This window comes from Cobetia sp. 3AK, from assembly GCF_029846335.1.
In the GTDB taxonomy this organism is placed as follows: domain Bacteria; phylum Pseudomonadota; class Gammaproteobacteria; order Pseudomonadales; family Halomonadaceae; genus Cobetia; species Cobetia marina.
On sequence record NZ_JARWKR010000002.1, the window covers coordinates 389,115 to 408,937 of the forward strand.

The 19,823-nt window shown below is 62.6% G+C and carries 15 protein-coding genes and 5 tRNA genes; 7 read left to right on the plus strand and 13 right to left on the minus strand.

Annotation, left to right across the window (positions count from 1 at the left end; translation table 11 throughout):
- The first annotated feature begins 260 nt into the window (after nt 1-260).
- Nucleotides 261-1,820 (plus strand): phosphoenolpyruvate carboxykinase, encoded by a 1,560-nt coding sequence (locus QD228_RS04150; protein WP_084208062.1) that lies wholly within the window; start codon nt 261-263, stop codon nt 1,818-1,820.
- Nucleotides 1,821-1,941: 121 nt separating this feature from the next.
- Here the strand turns inward: QD228_RS04150 and QD228_RS17140 are convergent, their stop codons facing one another.
- Nucleotides 1,942-2,811, minus strand: a complete 870-nt coding sequence (locus QD228_RS17140; RefSeq protein WP_333781906.1) for a lytic transglycosylase domain-containing protein — start codon at nt 2,809-2,811, stop codon at nt 1,942-1,944.
- Between the two features lie 165 nt (nt 2,812-2,976).
- Nucleotides 2,977-4,707, minus strand: coding sequence for a proline--tRNA ligase (locus tag QD228_RS04160; RefSeq protein ID WP_279874525.1), 1,731 nt, complete (start codon nt 4,705-4,707; stop codon nt 2,977-2,979).
- 293 nt (nt 4,708-5,000) lie between these two features.
- On the opposite strand from QD228_RS04160, the gene QD228_RS04165 reads away from it, so the two are divergent.
- Nucleotides 5,001-6,431, plus strand: coding sequence for a hypothetical protein (locus QD228_RS04165; RefSeq protein ID WP_279874527.1), 1,431 nt, complete (start codon nt 5,001-5,003; stop codon nt 6,429-6,431).
- A 40-nt stretch (nt 6,432-6,471) separates the two neighbouring features.
- Here QD228_RS04165 and QD228_RS04170 read toward each other — a convergent pair whose 3' ends face one another.
- From QD228_RS04170 to uvrY, 8 genes are all read right to left on the minus strand, one after another.
- Nucleotides 6,472-6,903 carry an STAS/SEC14 domain-containing protein gene (locus QD228_RS04170; protein ID WP_167592971.1) on the minus strand — a complete coding sequence of 144 codons (432 nt, stop codon included), beginning with the start codon at nt 6,901-6,903 and terminating at the stop codon, nt 6,472-6,474.
- A 158-nt stretch (nt 6,904-7,061) separates the two neighbouring features.
- The gene (locus QD228_RS04175; protein ID WP_279874529.1) at nt 7,062-7,892 is read right to left on the minus strand and encodes a formate/nitrite transporter family protein; all 831 of its coding nucleotides are present in this window, start codon (nt 7,890-7,892) and stop codon (nt 7,062-7,064) included.
- A 315-nt stretch (nt 7,893-8,207) separates the two neighbouring features.
- Nucleotides 8,208-8,292: transfer RNA gene (locus tag QD228_RS04180), tRNA-Leu, on the minus strand.
- A 385-nt stretch (nt 8,293-8,677) separates the two neighbouring features.
- Nucleotides 8,678-8,751 (minus strand) — tRNA-Cys (locus QD228_RS04185).
- A 109-nt stretch (nt 8,752-8,860) separates the two neighbouring features.
- Nucleotides 8,861-8,935, minus strand: a tRNA-Gly gene (locus tag QD228_RS04190).
- 205 nt (nt 8,936-9,140) lie between these two features.
- Nucleotides 9,141-9,689 carry a CDP-diacylglycerol--glycerol-3-phosphate 3-phosphatidyltransferase gene (pgsA, locus tag QD228_RS04195; protein ID WP_077374945.1) on the minus strand — a complete coding sequence of 183 codons (549 nt, stop codon included), beginning with the start codon at nt 9,687-9,689 and terminating at the stop codon, nt 9,141-9,143.
- Between the two features lie 244 nt (nt 9,690-9,933).
- Nucleotides 9,934-11,886: an excinuclease ABC subunit UvrC gene (gene uvrC / locus QD228_RS04200; RefSeq protein ID WP_077374942.1), complete on the minus strand. Its 1,953-nt coding sequence runs from the start codon at nt 11,884-11,886 to the stop codon at nt 9,934-9,936.
- Between the two features lie 387 nt (nt 11,887-12,273).
- Entirely contained in the window at nt 12,274-12,939 is a 666-nt protein-coding gene (uvrY, locus tag QD228_RS04205; RefSeq protein WP_279874531.1) for a UvrY/SirA/GacA family response regulator transcription factor, read from the minus strand.
- Between the two features lie 221 nt (nt 12,940-13,160).
- On the opposite strand from uvrY, the gene QD228_RS04210 reads away from it, so the two are divergent.
- From QD228_RS04210 to QD228_RS04220, 3 genes are all read left to right on the plus strand, one after another.
- Nucleotides 13,161-13,236, plus strand: a tRNA-Ala gene (locus QD228_RS04210).
- 73 nt (nt 13,237-13,309) lie between these two features.
- Nucleotides 13,310-13,385 (plus strand) — tRNA-Ala (locus QD228_RS04215).
- 229 nt (nt 13,386-13,614) lie between these two features.
- Nucleotides 13,615-14,487: an AraC family transcriptional regulator gene (locus QD228_RS04220; RefSeq protein WP_279874533.1), complete on the plus strand. Its 873-nt coding sequence runs from the start codon at nt 13,615-13,617 to the stop codon at nt 14,485-14,487.
- 87 nt (nt 14,488-14,574) lie between these two features.
- Here QD228_RS04220 and QD228_RS04225 read toward each other — a convergent pair whose 3' ends face one another.
- Nucleotides 14,575-15,654, minus strand: coding sequence for an ABC transporter ATP-binding protein (locus QD228_RS04225; RefSeq protein ID WP_279874535.1), 1,080 nt, complete (start codon nt 15,652-15,654; stop codon nt 14,575-14,577).
- A gap of 149 nt (nt 15,655-15,803) precedes the next feature.
- Nucleotides 15,804-16,721, minus strand: coding sequence for an ornithine carbamoyltransferase (gene argF / locus QD228_RS04230; protein WP_077374935.1), 918 nt, complete (start codon nt 16,719-16,721; stop codon nt 15,804-15,806).
- 350 nt (nt 16,722-17,071) lie between these two features.
- On the opposite strand from argF, the gene grxD reads away from it, so the two are divergent.
- On the plus strand, nt 17,072-17,404 hold the full coding sequence (gene grxD, locus QD228_RS04235) for a Grx4 family monothiol glutaredoxin (RefSeq protein ID WP_077374932.1): 333 nt from the start codon (nt 17,072-17,074) through the stop codon (nt 17,402-17,404).
- Between the two features lie 142 nt (nt 17,405-17,546).
- Here the strand turns inward: grxD and rnt are convergent, their stop codons facing one another.
- Entirely contained in the window at nt 17,547-18,242 is a 696-nt protein-coding gene (rnt, locus tag QD228_RS04240; protein ID WP_077375652.1) for a ribonuclease T, read from the minus strand.
- 302 nt (nt 18,243-18,544) lie between these two features.
- On the opposite strand from rnt, the gene QD228_RS04245 reads away from it, so the two are divergent.
- A complete protein-coding gene (locus tag QD228_RS04245; protein WP_255303132.1) occupies nt 18,545-19,807 on the plus strand; it encodes an argininosuccinate synthase in 1,263 nt (420 codons plus the stop codon).
- The last annotated feature ends 16 nt before the right edge of the window (nt 19,808-19,823 follow it).

A 19,823-nucleotide genomic window follows, 5' to 3' on the forward strand; every position in this document is an offset into this window, starting at 1 on the left:
ATTGTTGGACATTTCGCGTCTCGAGTGTCAGTCAATGCGCTGTCGGGCGTTGCAGCAATCAGCGTTTCCGCCCGAGTCCCTTTTTGCCATAATGCCTTGCCAGTACGGGGCTGGACGCTCCGTTGCGGCAACATGGCCTGTAGGCCATGGTCGATTCCGGCAGCATCGTTCGATACCCCAAAATAAGCCTGCGGCATGTACCGCCGGCATCTGGCAAGAGCCATCAAGAGAGAGGGCGGCCCTGAGCCGCGGAGACGCGAATGAGCAAGCATCAAGACAGTGCGGTGACCACTCACACCAATCTCAGCAGCGCAGAGCTGATCGAGCTGGCAGTGGCTCGCGGCGAAGGACGTCTGGCCGACAACGGCGCGCTGGTCGTGGAGACGGGGGCTCGCAGTGGTCGCTCCCCGAACGACCGCTTCATCGTCGATGAGCCGTCCACCTCGGACGCCATTGACTGGGGAAGCGTCAACCGCCCGTTCAGTCCTGAGCGTTTCGACGCGCTGTGGGACCGGGTCGAGGACTACCTCGGTGCGCAGACAAGCTTCGTGTCCGAACTGCACGTCGGCGCCGATCTCGAGCATTACCTGCCGATTCGTGTCACCACGGAAACGGCGTGGCACAACCTGTTCGCGCGTACCATGTTCGTGCGTCCGGACAGCTTCAATGCCAAGGACAAGAGCGAGTGGACCATCCTCAACGCGCCGCACTTCGTGTGTGAGCCCGAGCGCGATGGCACCAACTCCGATGGCGTGGTGCTGATCAACTTCGCACGTCGTCGCGTTCTGCTGGCTGGCATGCGCTATGCCGGCGAGATGAAGAAGGCCATGTTCTCGGTGCAGAACTTCCTGCTGCCGGAAAAGGACGTGCTGCCGATGCATTGCTCCGCCAATGTCGGTGATGACGGCGAGACCACGCTGTTCTTCGGTCTTTCCGGCACCGGCAAGACCACTCTGTCCGCCGATCCGGCGCGCCATCTGATCGGCGATGACGAGCACGGCTGGGGCGAAGGCACCGTCTTCAACATCGAAGGGGGCTGCTACGCCAAGTGCATCGACCTCTCCGAGAAGAACGAGCCGGTCATCTGGAATGCCATCAAGTTCGGCGCCGTGCTGGAAAACGTGGTGCTGGATGACCGTCGCGGTGCGGATTACGGCGACGACACTCTCAGCCAGAACTCGCGTGCGGCCTACCCGCTGGAGCACATCGAGAAGCGCGTGCCGGAAAATCGTGCCGGTGAGCCGAATGCCATCGTCTTCCTGACCTGCGACATGTCCGGTGTGCTGCCTCCGGTGTCCGTGCTCAGCAAGCAGGCGGCCGCCTATCACTTCCTGTCCGGCTACACCGCCAAGGTCGGCTCCACCGAGATGGGCTCCACCGCCGGCCTCGAGGCGACCTTCTCCACCTGCTTCGGCGCGCCGTTCTTCCCGCGCCCGGCGCGTGAGTACGCGGATCTGCTGATCAAGCGCATCGAGGCGTTCGGCTCGCGCGTCTATCTGGTCAACACCGGCTGGACCGGTGGTGCCTACGGAGAGGGTGGCTCACGCTTCTCCATCCCGACCACCCGCAGCATCATCAGCGCGATCCAGAACGGCGCACTCGCCGATATCGAGACGCGTCACATCGACGTGCTCAACCTGGATGTGCCGGTGCGTGTGCCGGGCGTCGATTCCAGCCTGCTCGACCCGCGCGAGACCTGGGAAGACCGCGCTGCCTATGACAGCAAGGCGCGTGACCTGTCCGCCAAGTTCGTCGAGAACTTCAAGAAGTTCGCCGGTGTGGATGAGGCGATCATCGCGGCGGGCCCGGCGCTGGTCTGATCGGCCGCCGTTCTCGCGATACGCCAGATGAAAACGCCTCGCTCGGGTGACCGAGCGAGGCGTTTTCATGTCCGGACAGCGATGACACCGCTTTCGGATCACGGCTGCGACATGGCGTGGCTCAGGGGCTGCCACCGGCGGCCAGAGAGCGACTGGCAGGCGCATCCAGCGCCTCTTCGTCTGACAGCGGGTTGCCGGTGGTATTGGCGCTCAGGATGGCCTCCGTCGCCAAGGCGTCCTGTGGTGCCATCCTGCGCTCGTCGTGGGCCGTATCAGGAGGCTCGGGCGTGTTCTCTCCGGGCATTTCACTGTCCGGCAGGCGCTCGGCGACGAAGGGAGCGGGGGCCTGATACCACCAGCGGGTGGTCCAGGCGCGCATCACCCGTTCCGGGTACCAGGTCTTGCCGAGGCTGCCATTGTAGCGGGCCAGTGCATCGGTGATGTCGCCCTTCTCACGCTTGAGGTAGTGGGCGAGGATGGTGGCGCCGTAGCGCAGGCTGGTGTCCTGGTCGAGCAGGTTGTCGCCCGGCTCGCCGATCTCGCGCTTCCAGAATGGCATCACCTGCATCAGCCCTCGTGCGCCGGCATGGGATACCGCCGTCGGCTTGAAGGCGCTTTCCACCTGGATCACGGCCAGAATCAGCTCCGGTGCCAGCCCCGTGCGGGTGGCTTCGCGGCGGATCTTGCGCAGCAGGTCGATCCGGGCGGCGCGATCGGGCATGTAGCGCTCCAGACGCTGCTGCATGCTCAGCACCCAGTGCAGGGCATCGATGGGGTCGTCGAAGGCTTCAGGCTCTGCCAGCGCTTCTCTCAGGCTTTCACGCAGTGCCGGAGAGAGGCCGTGCTCGGGGATGGCGGCCGCAGCATGGAGGGGCGCGCTCTGCAGCATGGCTACCATGCTGCCCACCACGAGACAGGCTGCTCCCGCCAGGTGGCGGAGCAGGCGTTGATGGTGTGGAGTACGAGCGCCTTCGGGGCGTGGTGTGGTCATGCGCAGTCCCTGCGTATCGGTCATGCCGGCATTATGCCGTGTTCGCGGCGTTGACGTTAATGACCCAGTCAATCAGCCGCCTGAAACGACGACAGCCCGCCCCCCGAGAGGGAGACGGGCTGTCGTGCTTCGCGTCAAGGAAGCACCCTGGGCGGCGCCTGAGGCTTACTTGCCGCTGCGCTCGGCCAGGAAGTCCATCAGGTTGTCGACGGGGACCATGGTCGCGTCCGCGTCCGTGCGGCCCTTGTACTCATACTCGCCGTTGTCGAGACCGCGATCACCGATCACCAGACGATGCGGAATGCCCAGCAGTTCGCCATCGGCGAACTTGTTGCCCGGACGCAGATCACGATCATCCAGCAGGACATCGTAGCCTGCGGCGGTCAGCGCCTGATAGACACGCTCGGAGGTCTCGCTGACGCGCACGGACTTGTGGGCATTCATCGGCACGATGGCGATCTGGAAGGGCGCGATGGCTTCCGGCAGCACGATGCCGCCCTTGTCGTTGCCCTGTTCGATGGCCGCGGCCACCACGCGGGTCACGCCGATGCCGTAGCAGCCCATCCACAGCGGCTTGGCCTTGCCGTTCTCGTCGAGCACGGTGGCGTTCATGGCATCGGAGTACTTGGTGCCCAGCTGGAAGATATGACCCACCTCGATACCGCGCGCGATGTCGATCACGCCGTGACCGTCCGGTGACGGGTCACCCGCGACGACATTGCGGATATCGGCGACTTCCGGCAGCGGCAGGTCGCGCTCCCAGTTGAGGCCGAAGTGGTGCTTGCCTTCGATGTTGGCACCGGCACCGAAGTCGCTCATCAGAGCGACGCTGCGATCGATGATGATCGGCATCTCGAGTCCCACCGGACCCAGCGAGCCGAAGCCGGCGCCGACGGCGGCACGCACTTCCTCGTCGCTGGCCATGGTCAGCGGCTCGGCGACCTGTGGCAGGTGTTCGGCCTTGATCTCGTTGAGCTCGTGATCACCGCGTACCATCAGCGCGACCAGCCCTCCCTCGATACCTTCGGCCGCCTTGACGATCAGCGTCTTGACGGTCTTCTCGATGGCCAGGCCATGCTGCTCGACGAGGGCGGCGATGGTCTTGGCATTCGGCGTATCGACCAGCTGCATGTCCTGAGTCGGTGCGGCGCGTTGCGGCGTCTCGCCCAGCGGTGCGGGCAGAGCCTCGCACTTCTCGATGTTGGCAGCGAAGTCGGAGCCGGTAGAGAAGGCGATGGCGTCTTCTCCGGAATCGGCCAGCACGTGGAATTCGTGGGAGCCGGTACCACCGATGGAGCCGTTGTCGGCGATGACGGGGCGGAAGTCGAGACCCAGGCGCGTGAAGATGCGCACATAGGTGTCGTACATCACCTGATAGGTGTCCTTGAGCGAGTCTTCGCTCAGGTGGAAGGAATAGGCATCCTTCATGATGAACTCACGGGAGCGCATCACACCGAAGCGCGGACGAATCTCGTCACGGAACTTGGTCTGGATCTGATAGAAGTTGGCCGGCAGCTGCTTGTAGCTGTTCAGCTCGCGACGCGCGAGGTCGGTGATGACTTCCTCGTGGGTCGGGCCGACGCAGTAGTCGCGCTGATGACGATCAACGACACGCAGCAGCTCCGGGCCGTACTGTTCCCAGCGACCGGATTCCTGCCAGAGCTCGGCAGGTTGCACGGCGGGCATCAGCACTTCCTGGCCGCCGGCGCGGTCCATCTCTTCACGGACGATGCGCTCGACCTTGCGCATGGTGCGCAGACCCAGCGGCATCCAGGTGTAGAGCCCGGAGGTCAGGCGACGAATGAAGCCGGCACGCAGCATCAGCTGGTGGCTTATGACTTCAGCATCGGACGGGGTTTCCTTGAGAGTGGAAATCAGCAGTTGACTGGCACGCATGGGCTCAGCGATCCCTCGACTTGTCGCTTTGATCGGTACGCTTCGCAATCGCGAAGCAAGAACAGGCAGGACTTCGGCACGCCAACGGCGGGCGTATCAGCGAAGCAGACTGGGGGCATTGTACTGCCGCGAGGCTTTGTGGGGCAAAGTGCTGCGACAGACTGGAAAAAAGTGCGCCGGCCTGCCGATACTGGTGCAGGGCGCAGGGCGTCCTGTGTCAGAGGCATGAGGGCACTGCAGGACGAAGACTGCCTCGTCAGGTGACGGGGAGGGTCGCACAAGGAGAGGTGGACATGGCGTCACAGGATCATCACGCAGGATGCGCGCCCGTCAGACGACACCCGCGGTGGCGGACCGCTCTGGTGCTGATGGTGCTGGTGTCATGTCTGGGGCTATCCCTGTGGCTGGTGAGCCACCATCTGCCGATTCCCTTCGTCGATGAGGGAGTCCATTTCGCGCAGATCCGCCAGTTTCTGGAGGGCGACTGGCATCAGCATCCCAAGCTGACCACGCTGACGCTCTATCACGCCAGCATGGCGCTGGTACTGATGACGCTCCAGACGCTCGGGGACTGGCTGAATCTGCCGCTGGCGACAGCCACCATGACGGGACGCTGGCCACAGATGCCGTCGGTGGACTGGGTGCGCGGTCTTTCGCTGGTGGGCTTCAGCGTCATGGCGTTCCTCCTCTGGCGGGCATTGCCGCAGGGCTACCGGCGTCTCGCTCCTTCGCTGGAGGCGCACGACGCTCGTCACCAGGCCAGCCGTCAGTGCTGGCAGTGGCTGTGGCTGCCGCTCATCTTTCCCTATCTGGCGCTGGTGTATACCGACCCCTGGATCATCGCGCTGGTCGCGTTGCAGCTCGTCGCACTGGTGCGAGAACAGCGTCTGCTGCTGCTGGTATTGATCATGGCGGGATTGGGGTTGCGTCAGGACAGCATCGTGCTGCTGGGGTTGTGGGGTGGCCTGCTGCTGTGTCTGACCCATCACAAGGCCGTGAGCGGGGCGCGGATGGCAGGACTGGCGACTCCCTTGCGCGCGCCGCTCTCTCGGCTCTCCACCTGGTGGGCACTGTTCATCAACTGGTGGTGGGTGCTCGGGCTACCGGTGGTCGCCTTTCTCGGCTTCCTTCTCTGGAATGGCGGCATCGCCATGGGAGACACCACGCGCCATCAGGCCGGTTGGCACACCGGCAATCTCGGCTATTACCTGGCGGTGATCGGCATGGTGTTCCTGCCGCTGTGGCTTTCGGACCTGCCGCGTCAATGGCAGGGGGTGAAGCGTGCATGTTCGCGGGAGGGATGGCGGCGAGGAATGCCGTTGCTGCTGCTGGCGGTCGGCCTGTGGCTGGTGCTGGCAATGAGCTTCGAGCTGACCCATGACTACAACTTCCAGCGCTGGACGATTCGCAATGTCTGGCTGATGTGGTGGAACGAGCACCCGGTCGCGCGCTGGATCACCCTGCTGATGTCCACCAGCGTGGCTTTCTGGTGGCTGAGAGCACCGTTGAGACTGGGGCATGGTGGGCTGCTGCTGGTGATGCTCGCGCTGATGATCTGCACGCGGGAATTGATCGAGACGCGCTACATGCTGCCGTTGATCACCGTGTACCAGCTGCTGCGTGTGCCTGAGCGTCCCGCCGTGGAGAGCGCGATGACGCTGTGGGCCATGGCGATGGGAGTGATGCTGCTGGCGGGACTGGTGCTGACCCGCACCTTGCCCTGAAAGCCGTAGGGCGAGGGAGCAAGGTGTGGACTGGAGGCTGTCAGGCCTCGTCGTGCTGATGGCGGGCTTCTGCCGAGGCGTGCGGATCGGTGCTCGGAGTGCTGCCACGGGGTGACTCGGCCACCCAGGCATAGGCGGCTTCTCGCTCGGCAGGCGAGAAGTGGCGGACTTCGATGGAGCGCACCAGATGCTTGCTGAATTCGGTGACGTGACGCAACCACTCGGCCTTGCTGATGATGGCCTCGCGTTCGAAGTCGCCAAGATGACGCAGGGCGTAGCCGATATCGTTGAGCAGCGCTGCCGGCGTGATCAGCCCGAAGCGCTCGATTTCCACCAGCAACGAGATGCGCTCATGGCGCGCGAGGCGCTCATCACATTCGCGGATCACGGGAGCGAGCGACGCCTGATCGATGCTGCCTTCCAGCCGCAGGGCGACGACGTGATCAGCGGGACTCTTGAGCAATGTCAGCATGTTGGGCTCCTGCACGTGAGCGTGGTGGGGGAGTGGGTCACACAGCCACTCTGACAGCGATGTGACACATTTCAGTGTAGTCGCATGTAGCCATCGCAGCAGGCGCATCTGTGCGCCAGCATCATGGGGAGAGCGCCATGACGGCGTACCCCGGCCTGTCACTCACACCGTTTCGGACGCAGTCCGTACCACAATGGCAGCGCGACCAGCAGGCTGCCGCCCAGCAGGTTGCCGATGCCTGCCGGCAGGATGTTCCAGCGCATGGCGTCCCACCAGCCGGGGCCTTCTCCCGTCGGCATGATCATCGAGAAATAGGCCATGTTGGCCGGGCTGTGCTGGAAGTTGCCTGCCACGAACAGACTGACGGCCAGCACGATGGGCACGAACTTGTCGATGATGGTCCTGCCCATCACGGCGAGAAATGCCGCCATCCCGACCATCCAGTTGCCCAGCATTCCCGACAGCACCAGCGAGAACCAGCCTTCGGGACCTCCTGTCTGCTGATAGTGCATCTTCTTCGCCACCAGTTCGGCCAGCAGCTGATAGTGCTGGGGGGAGTAGACCTGTGCCACCGAGATCACCCAGCCTGTCAGCATCGTGCCGAGCAGATTGCCTATCCAGGCCAGTACCCAGAACTTCAGGCCGCGTCGCAGCATGTCACTGCGGGAGCAGTTGAGCGCACTGACCGGCAGGATGACATTGGCCTCGGTAAAGAGGGCGGCACCGGTCAGGATGACGAGGAAGAAGCCAACCGAGAACCCGACCCCCTGAAGCAGCAGCTGCAAGCCATGTGTCTCGACCCCGGTCGACAGCAGGATGGAAAACAGCGCCCCCATGGTGATGAAGGCGCCGCCCAGCATGGCCAGTACCAGAATGCGGGGGGCTGACAGGGTATGGATGTGTTCGCAGGCTTCTCGACAGATTTCCTGTGCCACATCACGGGAAGCGATGAACTGGGCGGCAGGGCGGTGGGACGAATCGTCGGACATGGGGAGTTCCTTCGGCCATTTCATGAGGCGGCAATGAGGTGGGCGGCAATGAGGGGGGGGCGGCAATGAGATGATGCACACTCACGTGGGCTCAGAGGAAATAGACCTTGGGGAGCAGAGAAGCCAATTCAATCGCACGGGCACCTGGCGGTGAGTATCGAGCAGGTAATGGCAGCTCAGCAGGAGGTGGCGTCTGGCGAGGTTTCTGGACGACAGGCATGAAAAAGCGCCGCCCGGACATGATGAACATGACATGGCGACGCTCTTGAATGCTGCTTGAGTCTGTCCTGCTTGGCGTGGTGCTGCCTGAAGCGATGGTACGGCCAGCCGGACTCGAACCGGCACGCCCGAAGGCAGGAGATTTTAAGTCTCCGGTGTCTACCGATTCCACCATGGCCGCGCAGACTGGCGCATAACTTAGCATATTTCAGAACAAGGTCAACTTTAATGCGTGACATACGAGGGTTAACTGTTTGTTCTGCAATCCCTTTGCCTCATCACTGAGGGCAGTGGTGCACATGACGCGCGTTCGGGCATCAGAGCGGACAGGCGCAATGAATCCTCTGCGCAAGACGTGTGCGACAGGGGCTCAGGCAAGGATGAGGGATGAAAAGACCAGCGGGAAATGATGCAGGTACTGAAGGCGAAAATCAGAGAAGACCGACAGGGAGTGTCAGTGATTCAACAGATGAAACGAGATGGATAAAGTAGAAAAGCAAGACGACCAGGAGGGAAGGTGTCTTGTCCATTTCAGTGCAGGACAGGGGATGTCAGGCGTTCTGAAATGGAGGCTGGAGTCGGAATCGAACCGGCGTACACGGAGTTGCAGTCCGCTGCATGACCACTCTGCCATCCAGCCTCAATGATCGAGATGTCAGTCGAAACTGATGTCTGATCCGAGGTTTCTCTGCGCGTTGCGCAAGAGAATTGAGTCAATGTCGAAGTGCCGTCAAGGCCACCTGTTTCATTGGAGCGGGAAACGAGATTCGAACTCGCGACCCCAACCTTGGCAAGGTTGTGCTCTACCACTGAGCTATTCCCGCTGAACTCGAGGTCGAATTATACGGATAATTCCCATGCTGTCAAACAGTTAATGAAAAAATGTCTCGCAGACCTGGTGGTCGGAAACGACGACGCCCACCTGCCGAAAGGGCGGGTGGGCGTCTCGAGAACTGGCCTCTGCCAGTCGGGCAATTTGCTGGGCCCGTGTCGTACTGAACATTCGTCATGCTGAACATGCGCCGCGTGTCAGACGGAGCGTATCAGTTCCGGCCATGCCGCACGCAGGTAACTGATCATCGACCACAACGTCAAGGCAGCGGAGATATACAGCAGGCCGAGGCCGGCATCGCCCCCGAGACTGCCTGGGGAGAAGTACAGCAGCATGAACAGGGCGAGCATCTGGGCAGCGGTCTTCAGCTTGCCGACCCATGAGACTGCCACGCTGCCGCGCTTGCCGATCTCGGCCATCCATTCGCGCAGTGCGGAGATGACGATCTCGCGACCGATGATGATCAAGCTGGGAATCGTCATCCACAGGCTGTCGTAGCGTTCGATCAACAGTCCCAATGCCACGGCGACCATCAGCTTGTCAGCCACCGGGTCCAGGAAGGCGCCGAAGGGCGTCGTCTGATTCCAGCGTCGCGCGAGATAGCCATCGAACCAGTCGGTCACTGCCGCCAGGGCGAACAGCAGGGCGGTGACGGGCAGGCTCCAGTCATATGGCAGATAGAAGCACACCACCAGCAGCGGAATGAACAGGATGCGGATCAGAGTCAGGATATTGGGAATGCTCATCGTGACGGCACGAGTCCTTGCATGAAGCGTCGGGTGGCTGGGCGAAATCAAGGGCGACGCCCCGAAAGGGCAGATCGCTCCGCTAGCGCCGCACAAGTCGTCTATTCTAGCCTGCCGGTGAGGTATTCAGCCATGCCAAACCGCAGGATATTCAAGCCGACTTCCGTTACCCCTGCCTGTGCGGCAGGTTGAGGGTGACAGAGGTCGGCGTGGGGTGTCGATGCATCCCCTGCTGCATGATCGGTCAGCCGTGCAGTGCCTGATGGATCACCTCGGCAAGGGATTCGCTGATGCCGGGCACCCGCGCCAGTTCCGGCTTGGAGGCCTGCTTGACCCCCTGGAGTCCCCCGAAGAACTTGAGCAGCTCCCGGCGGCGCTTGGGCCCGACCCCCGCGATGCCCTCGAGGCTCGAGGTGCGGCGCGCCTTGTCACGCTTGGCGCGGTGGCCGGCAATCGCGAAGCGGTGCGATTCATCACGGATATGCTGGATCAAGTGCAGCGCCGGTGAATGGCTGTCGAGATCCAGGGTGTCATGCACCGTCTCGATGAACAGCGTCTCCAGGCCGGCCTTGCGCGTGGTGCCCTTGGCGACCCCGAGCAGGATGATGTCGGTCACGCCGAGTGACACGAAGACCTCACGCGCCATGTTGAGCTGACCCTTGCCGCCATCGACCAGCAGGATGTCAGGGCGCTTGCCTTCTCCCTCCTGCAGACGCTTGAAACGTCGCGTCAGCGCCTGCTGCATGGCGGCGTAGTCATCACCGGCCGTCACTCCCTCGATGTTGAAGCGTCGATAATCCGACTTGATGGGGCCCTCGTGATCGAACACCACGCAGCTTGCCACGGTCGCCTCGCCGTGGCTGTGGGAGATGTCGAAGCATTCCAGGCGCTTGGGCACTTCCGCGAGTCCCAGAGCATCGCGCAATGACAGAAAGCGATTGGAGAGCTGCTGGCGGCTGGCCAGCTGAGTGGCCAGATACTGCTCGGCGTTGGTCTGTGCCAGCGTGAGCCACTGGGCGCGATGGCCGCGTACCTGGTGCGCCACGCGAACGCGGCGACCGGCTTTCTCGCTCAGTGCACCTTCCACCAGCGGCGCATCCTCGAGTGCCAGTGAGGTGAGCACTTCATCGGGCATCTCGCGATCCTGGCCCAGGTAGTACTGACTGACGAAGCCGGTCAACAGCTCGCTGCTGGTGAGGTCCAGTCCGTTGCCCGGCGAGAAATGACGCGCTCCGAGCATGCGCCCCTGGCGGACTGACAGCACGCTGATGCACAGTCCGCCCGGGCGCTCGGCGAGTGCCAGAATGTCGGCATTGCCGGTGCCGGTATCGACATATTGCTTCTCCTGCATCCGACGCAGCTGGGCGACCTGATCGCGCAGGCGTGCCGCCTCCTCGAATTCCAGGCGCATGGCGGCATCTTCCATCGCCCGACTCAGCTCATCGGTGACCTGATCGCTCTGGCCGTTCAGGCACATCACCGCGTGTTCCATGTCGCGACGATAATCCTGCTTGCTGATGTAATCGACGCACGGCGCAGTGCAGCGGTTGATCTGATATTGCAGGCATGGACGCTCACGATGCGCGAATACCGAATCCTCGCAATTGCGCAGCCGGAAGATCTTCTGCATCAACGTCAGCGATTCCCGCACTGCCACGCTGCTGGGATAGGGGCCGAAATACCGGCCATCGTTGCGCTTGTGGCGCACGCGCTTGAACTCCAGCGCCGGATAGTCGTGATGCTGGCTGATGAAGACGTAAGGGTAGGACTTGTCGTCGCGCAGCAGGATGTTGTACGGCGGGCGCAGCTCCTTGATCAGGGTCTGCTCAAGCAGCAGCGCTTCCGTTTCGCTGCGGGTGATGGTGACCTGGACATCCGCGATGCGCCCGACCAGTGCCTGGGTCTTGGCATTCAGGCCGGTATTGCGGAAATAGCTGGAGAGGCGTGCCTTCAAGCGCTTTGCCTTGCCGACATAGAGCACCTCGCCGGCGGTATCCAGCATGCGATAGATGCCGGGCGCATCACTGACATGCTTGAGGAAGTGGCGCGGATCGAAATCATTCGCCTCGGCCGCCGGGGCGGAGGCATCGCTGGTGATCAGACGACTGGACACCCGAGCGGCGTCACTGCGCTCGCGGTTCGCGTTGGACTCGTTGGCGGATTCCGGTGGCGTGGAATCGGGATGCTGCTTGGCCATGGGGTTCCTCGTTCGGAGATGTCGCCAGTCTATCAAACAAGCCGAAGGCCCGATCAAGGGAGCTGCATGTCCATCTTCAGGTGCCGTGGCTGTCTTCAGGGGCAATGCGCATCGGCAGGCAAACAGATCAGATTGGGGCGGGTGTCCCGCGCAGCAAGGGGGCAGGAGACGCGACGGGGTGGGATGCCCGGTGATGTCGGGCGCCGCCATGCCCATCGAGAGATGCCAGGCGAGCGATGCCCGTGGAGAGATGCCAGTGGAGAGAAGGAAAGGCCAGCAAGACGATCAGAAAAAAGCCCACGGCCCGATGATGCCTCCCCTGGGGGATGGTGTCATCGGGCCGTGGGCTTTCCCGTCAGCGAATCACTTCGCTGTCGCCTGCGTGGCTCAATCCGACAGCGGCCGAGCCTCGAGAGCATAGTCGTCGAGCAATTGATGGCGCATGGCCAGATGCGTCATCTCGACGTCACTGGTCACGCCCAGCTTCTCGAAGATGCGATAGCGATAGGTATTGACGGTCTTGGGGCTCAGGTGAAGGCGGTCGGAGATCTCGTTGACGCGATGACAGTTGACGATCATCAGCGCCACCTGCATCTCGCGGGTCGAGAGTTGCTCGAAGGGATTGCTGCATCCGGTGTCCATGCCCGAGAACACCAGGCGTTGCGCGATCTCCGGGGTCAGGTAGCGTTCGCCACTGGCGACTCGGCGAATGGCGCGAATCATTTCATCGAAGGGCGTGCCCTTGGAGATGAAACCGAAGGCCCCTGCTTCCAGCAGGCGTTTGGCGAAGGATTCCTCGAGATAGGCGGTCAGGACGATCACGCGAACTTCCGGCAGGCTGCGAACGATCTTGCGCGTGGCTTCAAGTCCATCGACGCCTGGCATGCGAATGTCCATCAGCACGATATCCGGACTGTGCTCACGGCAGAGTTTGATCGCGGTTTCGCCATCCGAGGCTTCTGCAATCACCTTGAGCCCATCCTCTAGCTCAATGGTACGGACGATGCTGGTACGCACCAGGTGGTGGTCATCAGCGACAAGAACCTTGATCAAGGCGGCTCCAGTAAAGATGTCATCAGGCGTGTTAGTTAGTATGGCTTTCAATGTACCCATTGGCCATGGGCTTGTCGATGCCACTGTCATCCCGTGCGTCGCATGCAAGATGACCACCCTTCATCAGCGTGCTTCGTGACGGTGAACGCGGGAAATCGCTGCAAAAATAAGGGGTTGACGGCTTGTCATGTGGTCTGTAGTATTCGCTGCATCGTGAGCACGGGGCCTTAGCTCAGCTGGGAGAGCGCAACACTGGCAGTGTTGAGGTCAGCGGTTCGATCCCGCTAGGCTCCACCATGTCACGAGATGCCAGCATACCGGCATGCAGGGTCAACTCTGCGAAGTATGGCGCGCAACTTGAGCGCGCAGTGGGGCCTTAGCTCAGCTGGGAGAGCGCAACACTGGCAGTGTTGAGGTCAGCGGTTCGATCCCGCTAGGCTCCACCAGAATATTGAAAAAGCGGCCATCCTTCGGGGTGGCCGTTTTTTTGTGCTTGGCTTTCCGCTCGTCCCTGTCAATTTCATCCCTATAGTTGCCAGTGCCCGGGCCTGCCAATGCTGAGGGAGATGGGTAAGAAATCTCACCCAGGCTCGTGACTGGCTGAAATGTCTGAAAATAATTGCCTGATCATCTCAATGGATTGATGAGAGGCAGGCTTGGCGCTAGATTGGCGACATGAGCAGACAAGAGATCACACGACTCGTGGAGAGCCTCGCCCACGAGGAAGGTATTCGAGAGACCGCAGTGAAGGGCGTGCAGCTCTTTCGCATGACGGAGCCCGTGCGCTGCGCGCCGGCCATCTATGAGCCCGCCGTGGTGGTGATCGTCAGCGGTGCCAAGGAGGCGATACTGGACGGCGAACGGCATGTCTATGACAGCCGCCAGTATCTGTGCTGTCCCATCTCGATGCCGGTCGAGGCGGGCGCCCCCATGGCGTCGCCAGAGACACCGCTATTGGGCGTCTACCTCTCGCTGGACACGCGGGTGATGACGGAGCTTGCCATCGAGATGGAAAGCGCCGCGGGGCTTGTGCACAAGCCGGGCAGGGGGCCGCTGCCGCCGGGGCTTGCCCTGGCGCATTGGGACGCCGCCTTCAGCGATGCCTTGTTGCGACTGCTGCAGGTGGTACAGAGCCCTAGCGATGCGGCGATATTGGGAGAAGGGCGGCTGCGGGAGCTTTACTACGCCGTCCTGAAGGGCGAGGCGGGGGAGTCGGCGCGGCGCGCCTTCGGCGTGGGCAATGAGATCGCGCGGGTAATCGATTACCTCTCCAGCCGCCTGGATGAGCCGGTCAGCATTGACGACATGGCCGGGCGGGTCGGCATGAGTCGCGCCGTCTTCCACCGCAAGTTCAAGCAGGCGACCACGATGTCGCCGATCCAGTTCGTGAAGTCCATGCGCCTCAATACTGCCGCCATGCAGATCGCCACTGGCAAGACCGTCAGCGAGGCGGCCATGGCCGTGGGTTATGTCAGCTCCTCGCAATTCAGTCGCGAATTCAAGCGTCTGTACGGGCAGTCGCCCAAGCAATGGAGTCAGTTCAAATAGCGATACGCCACGAGCGGGACATGAAAAAACGGCCATCCGAAAGGAGGCCGTTTTTTCATGGCTGGTGATCATCCTGCGCGTGGGGCGCTAGAGCACCGCTTCACTCTCCTCGACACGCTCGAAGAGGATCAGATGATCGGCCTGGATACGCAGCATGACCTGCTCGCCGGGGTGATAGTCATGGTGGCTGTTGAAGGCCGCCTCGACCTCACGACCTGACGGCAAGGCCAGGCGATACAGGGTGCTGGTACCGGCGAAGGTCGCGCTGAGCACGCGCGCCTTGAGATCACTGGTTTCCGCCTCTCCTTCAGCCAGTACCAGATCATCCGGACGCAGCAGCACGTCCACCGGTGTCCCGGCGTCATACGGATAGGCACGGTTGCCGCGGATCACCCCGAGTTCGGTGGAGACGCTTTCGTTGTCCGCCAGCGTGCCGGGGATGAAGTAGCCCTGACCGATGAAGTTGGCGACGAAGCGCGTGGCCGGCTCGTGATACAGATTGAACGGCGTATCCCATTGCTGCAGGTGCCCGGCATGGATGACGCCGATCTGGTCCGCCATCGCGAAGGCTTCGTTCTGATCATGGGTGACCAGTACCGCGCTGATGCCGAGGTGCTTGAGAATTCGGCGCACCTCCTGGCTCAGCTGGCGGCGCAGTTCCACGTCCAGATTCGAGAACGGCTCGTCGAGCAGCAGGATGCGTGGCTCCGGCGCCAGCGCGCGTGCCAGGGCCACGCGCTGCTGCTGTCCGCCCGAGAGTTCATGCGGAAAACGCTCGCCCAGATGCCCCAGACCGACCAGCGTCAGCAGTTCCGCCACCTTGGCATTGCGCTCGGCCTTCGGCATGCGGCGTACGCCGAACGCCACGTTGTCCGCCACGCTCAGGTGCGGAAACAGGGCGTAATCCTGAAAGACCATGCCGACTTGCCGCTCTTCCGGCGCCGTCAGCTGGGTGGCGCTGGAGAGCACTTCTCCCTCGAGGCGAATCTCGCCGACCGCCACCGGTTCGAAGCCGGCGATCGCGCGCAACAGGGTCGTCTTGCCACAGCCGGACGGGCCGAGCAGGCAGGCGATATCCCCCTTGTTGAGAGAGAAATTGATGTCACGGGTCACCACGGTGGTGTCGTAGCGACATTCCAGAGAATCAATCTGCAGGAGCGGTTGCATGATGGCGGGTCGGTCCAGAAAACGAGAAGGGCAGCGAGTGGAACAGCCGGCGAGGGCATCAGGGGCGGGCGCTGAGCTCACGCGCCCGCCTGTCTGTGCATACGATGTCGCCGCCGGCATGGATGCAGGCGGCGACAGGCAGGGCTGATTCAGTCCTGACGACCCAGCATCAGGAATTCGAGCAATGCCTTCTGGGCGTGCAGACGGTTGCCGGCTTCCTGCCAGACGACGGCGCGCGGGTCATCCAGCAGTCCCATGCTGATCTCTTCGCCGCGGTGTGCCGGCAGGCAGTGCAGGAAGATGACGTCATCGGCGGCCTTGTCGAGCATGGCTTCATCGACCTGGTAGCCGGCGAAGTCGGCTTCGCGCTTGAGCTGCTCCTCTTCCTGGCCCATGGAGGCCCAGACATCGGTGGTCACCAGATCCGCGCCCTGGACGGCTTCCTGCGGGTCGCGGTGGATGCTGACGCGCTGACCGGCTGCCGCGACGATCTCGCTGTCCGGCTCGTAGCCTTCCGGGCAGCAGATGCGCAGGATGAAGTCGAACTGGCGTGCGGCGTTGATCCAGGAATGGCACATGTTGTTGCCATCGCCGATCCAGACCGCTGTCTTGCCCTTCACGGAGCCACGGCACTCGGTCCAGGTCATCACGTCAGCCAGCAGCTGGCACGGATGGTAGTCATCGGTGAGTGCATTGATGACCGGCACGCTGGAGGCATCGGCGAAGGCTTCGATATCGGAGTGCGCGAAGGTGCGGATCATCACGCCATCCACCATCTCGGAGAGCACGCGCGCGGTGTCACCGATCGGCTCGCCACGGCCCAGCTGGGTATCGCGCGGCGACAGGAACAGGGCATGGCCGCCGAACTGGGCCATCGCCGTCTCGAAGGACACACGGGTGCGCGTGGAGGACTTCTCGAAGATCATCGCCAGGGTACGGTTGGCGAACGGCGTGTAGACCGGACCTTCCTTCTTCAAGCCATCCTTGATGGTGATGGCGCGCTGAATCAGGTAATCGAGTTCTTCCGGAGAAAGGTCAAGCAGAGTCAGAAAGTGCCGGGTGGCCATCGAGCGGGCTCCTGTCAGGGTCTCGGGCAGCACCATCGAAAAGGGCGCCATGCGTCGGAGGGAAGGAAGTCGCCGACGATCACGGCGCCCGATTGGCGCTGCCTGTCAAAAGAGCCATCCTAGCCAGCTGAGCGGGCGGGCGCAACGCCGAGGCGTCTCGCGAGGCATCGAGAGCCCTTGCCTCGCCCCGCGCGTGCGCCGGTCAGCCTGCCGACAGCGACATCGCCGGCCTGCCCTGCAGACACCAATCTCGCCCTGGGGCAATATCGGGGGCTGAATTCGTGGCTCACCCTCAGTAGAATGAGGGAATGACACTCACGGGCCTTGCGCCCACCGTCCGAGGATTGCACATGAGCACCACCATCGAATCGATCGAGAAGCAGATTGGCGAGAACCCCATCCTGCTGTACATGAAGGGCACGCCGCAGCTGCCGCAGTGCGGTTTCTCCGCCCAGACCGTCCAGGCCGTGATGGCGTGCGGCGAGCGTTTCGCCTTCGTCAACATCCTGGACAACCCGGACATCCGTGCGGAGCTGCCGAAGTACGCCAACTGGCCGACCTTCCCGCAGCTGTGGATCAACGGCGAGCTGGTCGGCGGCTGCGACATCGTGGTCGAGATGTACCAGAACGGCGAGCTGGAGCCGATGATCAAGCAGGCCGCTCAGGAAGCGGCTGCCGAGTGATCGGTCTCCCCGGGTCAGACATGTTCTGATCTGAGCGGAGCCTGTCAGACAAAACGCCCCCGCAGCCTGGCTGCGGGGGCGTTTTCGTGTGGCGATTTCACAGGAGTGTCTTGCGCGGCCGGGCCGGGCAAGCCCCTGGCTGTCAGGTGGCAGGCGTCTCGAGCGAGGCGGGCACCTCGTCGTTCATGCCCTGTTCCTTCATCGCCAGATCCCAGCCGCCCAGATCCTTGAAGCGATTGACCATCGCGCAGAACAGCTCCGCAGTGCGCTCGGTGTCATAGCGCGCCGAGTGGGCGGAGGCGTTGTCGAACTCGATACCGGCGGCGCGGCAGGCGCGGGCCAGTACCGTCTGGCCGTAGACCAGACCCGCAAGTGATGCGGTATCGAAGCACGAGAACGGATGGAACGGATTGCGCTTGATACCGCAACGCTCCACCGCCGCGTTCAGGAAGCCCTGATCGAAGGCCGCGTTGTGACCGACCAGCACTGCACGCGTGCAGCCGTGTGCCTTGATGGCCTTGCGTATCGGGCTGAAGATTTCGCCCAGTGCCTGATTCTCGGCCACGGCCACCTGCTTGCGTACCGGGTTGTCCAGATCGATCCCGGTGAAGTCCAGTGCCGACTGCTCGATATTGGCCCCTTCAAAGGGCGCCACGTGAAAGGCGTAGGTGGCATCCGGCACCATGTTGCCGTCGTCATCCATGGTCAGCGTGACGGCAGCGATCTCGAGCAGTGCATCTCCGGCGGCATTGAATCCACCTGTCTCGAGGTCCACCACCACTGGCAGGAAGCCACGGAAGCGTTGTGCCATCAGCGTGCGCTCGCTCGCCTGGGTCATCAAGATCTCCAATCCCGTCATTGCGTCTCGTGCTGCGCCGTGCGTCTCGCCGGCGCTCAAGGAGAGCAATTGTAGCAGGGCGATACGGACACGTCGCGGCGCAGGCGTCAGGGCGGCCCCGGCAGGGGGACGCCAGGTCCCGTTCTGCCCATGACAGCGCCTGTCAGCAGTATCGGTGAGGTGCCAGCCTCGCTATAATCGGCCCCACATCGTGATTCGAGTGGCAACGGGCGGCCACCTGCTGGGCAGGCCTTCCTCGCGACCGTACGATCCATCCCCACCTGCGTCCCCGTCCTCGGGCGGTGGCATCGCGGGAACTACAAGCATCAACTCAGGAGTCAAGCATGTCCGACGTGCAAAAGGTCGTTCTCGCCTACTCCGGCGGCCTGGACACTTCAGTCATCGTCAAGTGGCTGCAGGAAACCTACAACTGTGAAGTCGTGACCTTCACCGCTGACCTCGGTCAGGGCGAGGAAGTCGAGCCGGCGCGTGCCAAGGCGGAAGCCCTCGGCGTGAAGGAGATCTACATCGAGGATCTGCGCGAGACCTTCGTCCGCGATTACGTCTTCCCGATGTTCCGTGCCAACGCCATCTACGAAGGCGAGTACCTGCTGGGCACCTCCATCGCACGTCCGCTGATCGCGCGTCGCCTGGTCGAGATCGCCAACGAGACCGGCGCTGACGCCATCTCCCACGGTGCGACCGGCAAGGGCAACGACCAGGTGCGTTTCGAGCTGGGCGCCTACGCGCTGAAGCCGGGCATCCAGGTCATCGCGCCGTGGCGTGAGTGGGACCTGAACTCCCGCGAGAAGTTGATGGAATACTGCGAGCAGCACGGTATCGAAGTCGACTACGCCAAGAACAAGAAGAAGTCGCCGTACTCCATGGACGCGAACCTTCTGCACATCTCCTATGAAGGTGGCGTGCTGGAAGACCCGTGGACCGAGTGCGAAGAAGAGATGTGGCGCTGGAGCGTCAGCCCGGAGCAGGCGCCGAACGAGGCGACCTACATCGACCTGACCTACACCAAGGGCGACATCACTGCCATCGATGGCAAGGAAATGGCCGCTCACGAAGTGCTCGAGTACCTGAACAAGGTCGGCGGCGCCAACGGCATCGGCCGTCTCGACATCGTCGAGAACCGTTATGTCGGCATGAAGTCCCGTGGCTGCTACGAAACACCGGGCGGCACCATCATGATGCGTGCTCACCGTGCCATCGAATCCATCACCCTGGACCGCGAAGCGGCTCACCTGAAGGACGAGATGATGCCCAAGTACGCTGAGCTTGTGTACAACGGCTACTGGTGGAGCCCGGAGCGTCGCATGCTGCAGGCGGCCATCGATGAGTCCCAGAAGGTCGTCAACGGCGTCGTGCGTCTCAAGCTCTACAAGGGCAACGTCATCGTCGTGGGTCGTCAGTCCGAGGATTCACTGTTCGACGCCTCCATCGCGACCTTCGAGGACGATGCAGGCGCCTACGACCAGAAGGACGCTGCCGGCTTCATCAAGCTGAACTCCCTGCGCCTGCGTATCGCGGCCAGCAAGGGACGTGGCATCGAGTAAGGCATCACCGGATGCG

Bases quoted from the DNA above. Each gene is read 5' to 3' on its own strand.
- QD228_RS04150 (WP_084208062.1), top strand. From the start codon at position 261: ATGAGCAAGCATCAAGACAGTGCGGTGACCACTCACACCAATCTCAGC.
- QD228_RS17140 (WP_333781906.1), bottom strand. From the start codon at position 2,811: ATGACCACACCACGCCCCGAAGGCGCTCGTACTCCACACCATCAACGC.
- QD228_RS04160 (WP_279874525.1), bottom strand. From the start codon at position 4,707: ATGCGTGCCAGTCAACTGCTGATTTCCACTCTCAAGGAAACCCCGTCC.
- QD228_RS04165 (WP_279874527.1), top strand. From the start codon at position 5,001: ATGGCGTCACAGGATCATCACGCAGGATGCGCGCCCGTCAGACGACAC.
- QD228_RS04170 (WP_167592971.1), bottom strand. From the start codon at position 6,903: ATGCTGACATTGCTCAAGAGTCCCGCTGATCACGTCGTCGCCCTGCGG.
- QD228_RS04175 (WP_279874529.1), bottom strand. From the start codon at position 7,892: ATGTCCGACGATTCGTCCCACCGCCCTGCCGCCCAGTTCATCGCTTCC.
- pgsA (WP_077374945.1), bottom strand. From the start codon at position 9,689: ATGAGCATTCCCAATATCCTGACTCTGATCCGCATCCTGTTCATTCCG.
- uvrC (WP_077374942.1), bottom strand. From the start codon at position 11,886: ATGGCCAAGCAGCATCCCGATTCCACGCCACCGGAATCCGCCAACGAG.
- QD228_RS04220 (WP_279874533.1), top strand. From the start codon at position 13,615: ATGAGCAGACAAGAGATCACACGACTCGTGGAGAGCCTCGCCCACGAG.
- QD228_RS04225 (WP_279874535.1), bottom strand. From the start codon at position 15,654: ATGCAACCGCTCCTGCAGATTGATTCTCTGGAATGTCGCTACGACACC.
- argF (WP_077374935.1), bottom strand. From the start codon at position 16,721: ATGGCCACCCGGCACTTTCTGACTCTGCTTGACCTTTCTCCGGAAGAA.
- grxD (WP_077374932.1), top strand. From the start codon at position 17,072: ATGAGCACCACCATCGAATCGATCGAGAAGCAGATTGGCGAGAACCCC.
- rnt (WP_077375652.1), bottom strand. From the start codon at position 18,242: ATGACCCAGGCGAGCGAGCGCACGCTGATGGCACAACGCTTCCGTGGC.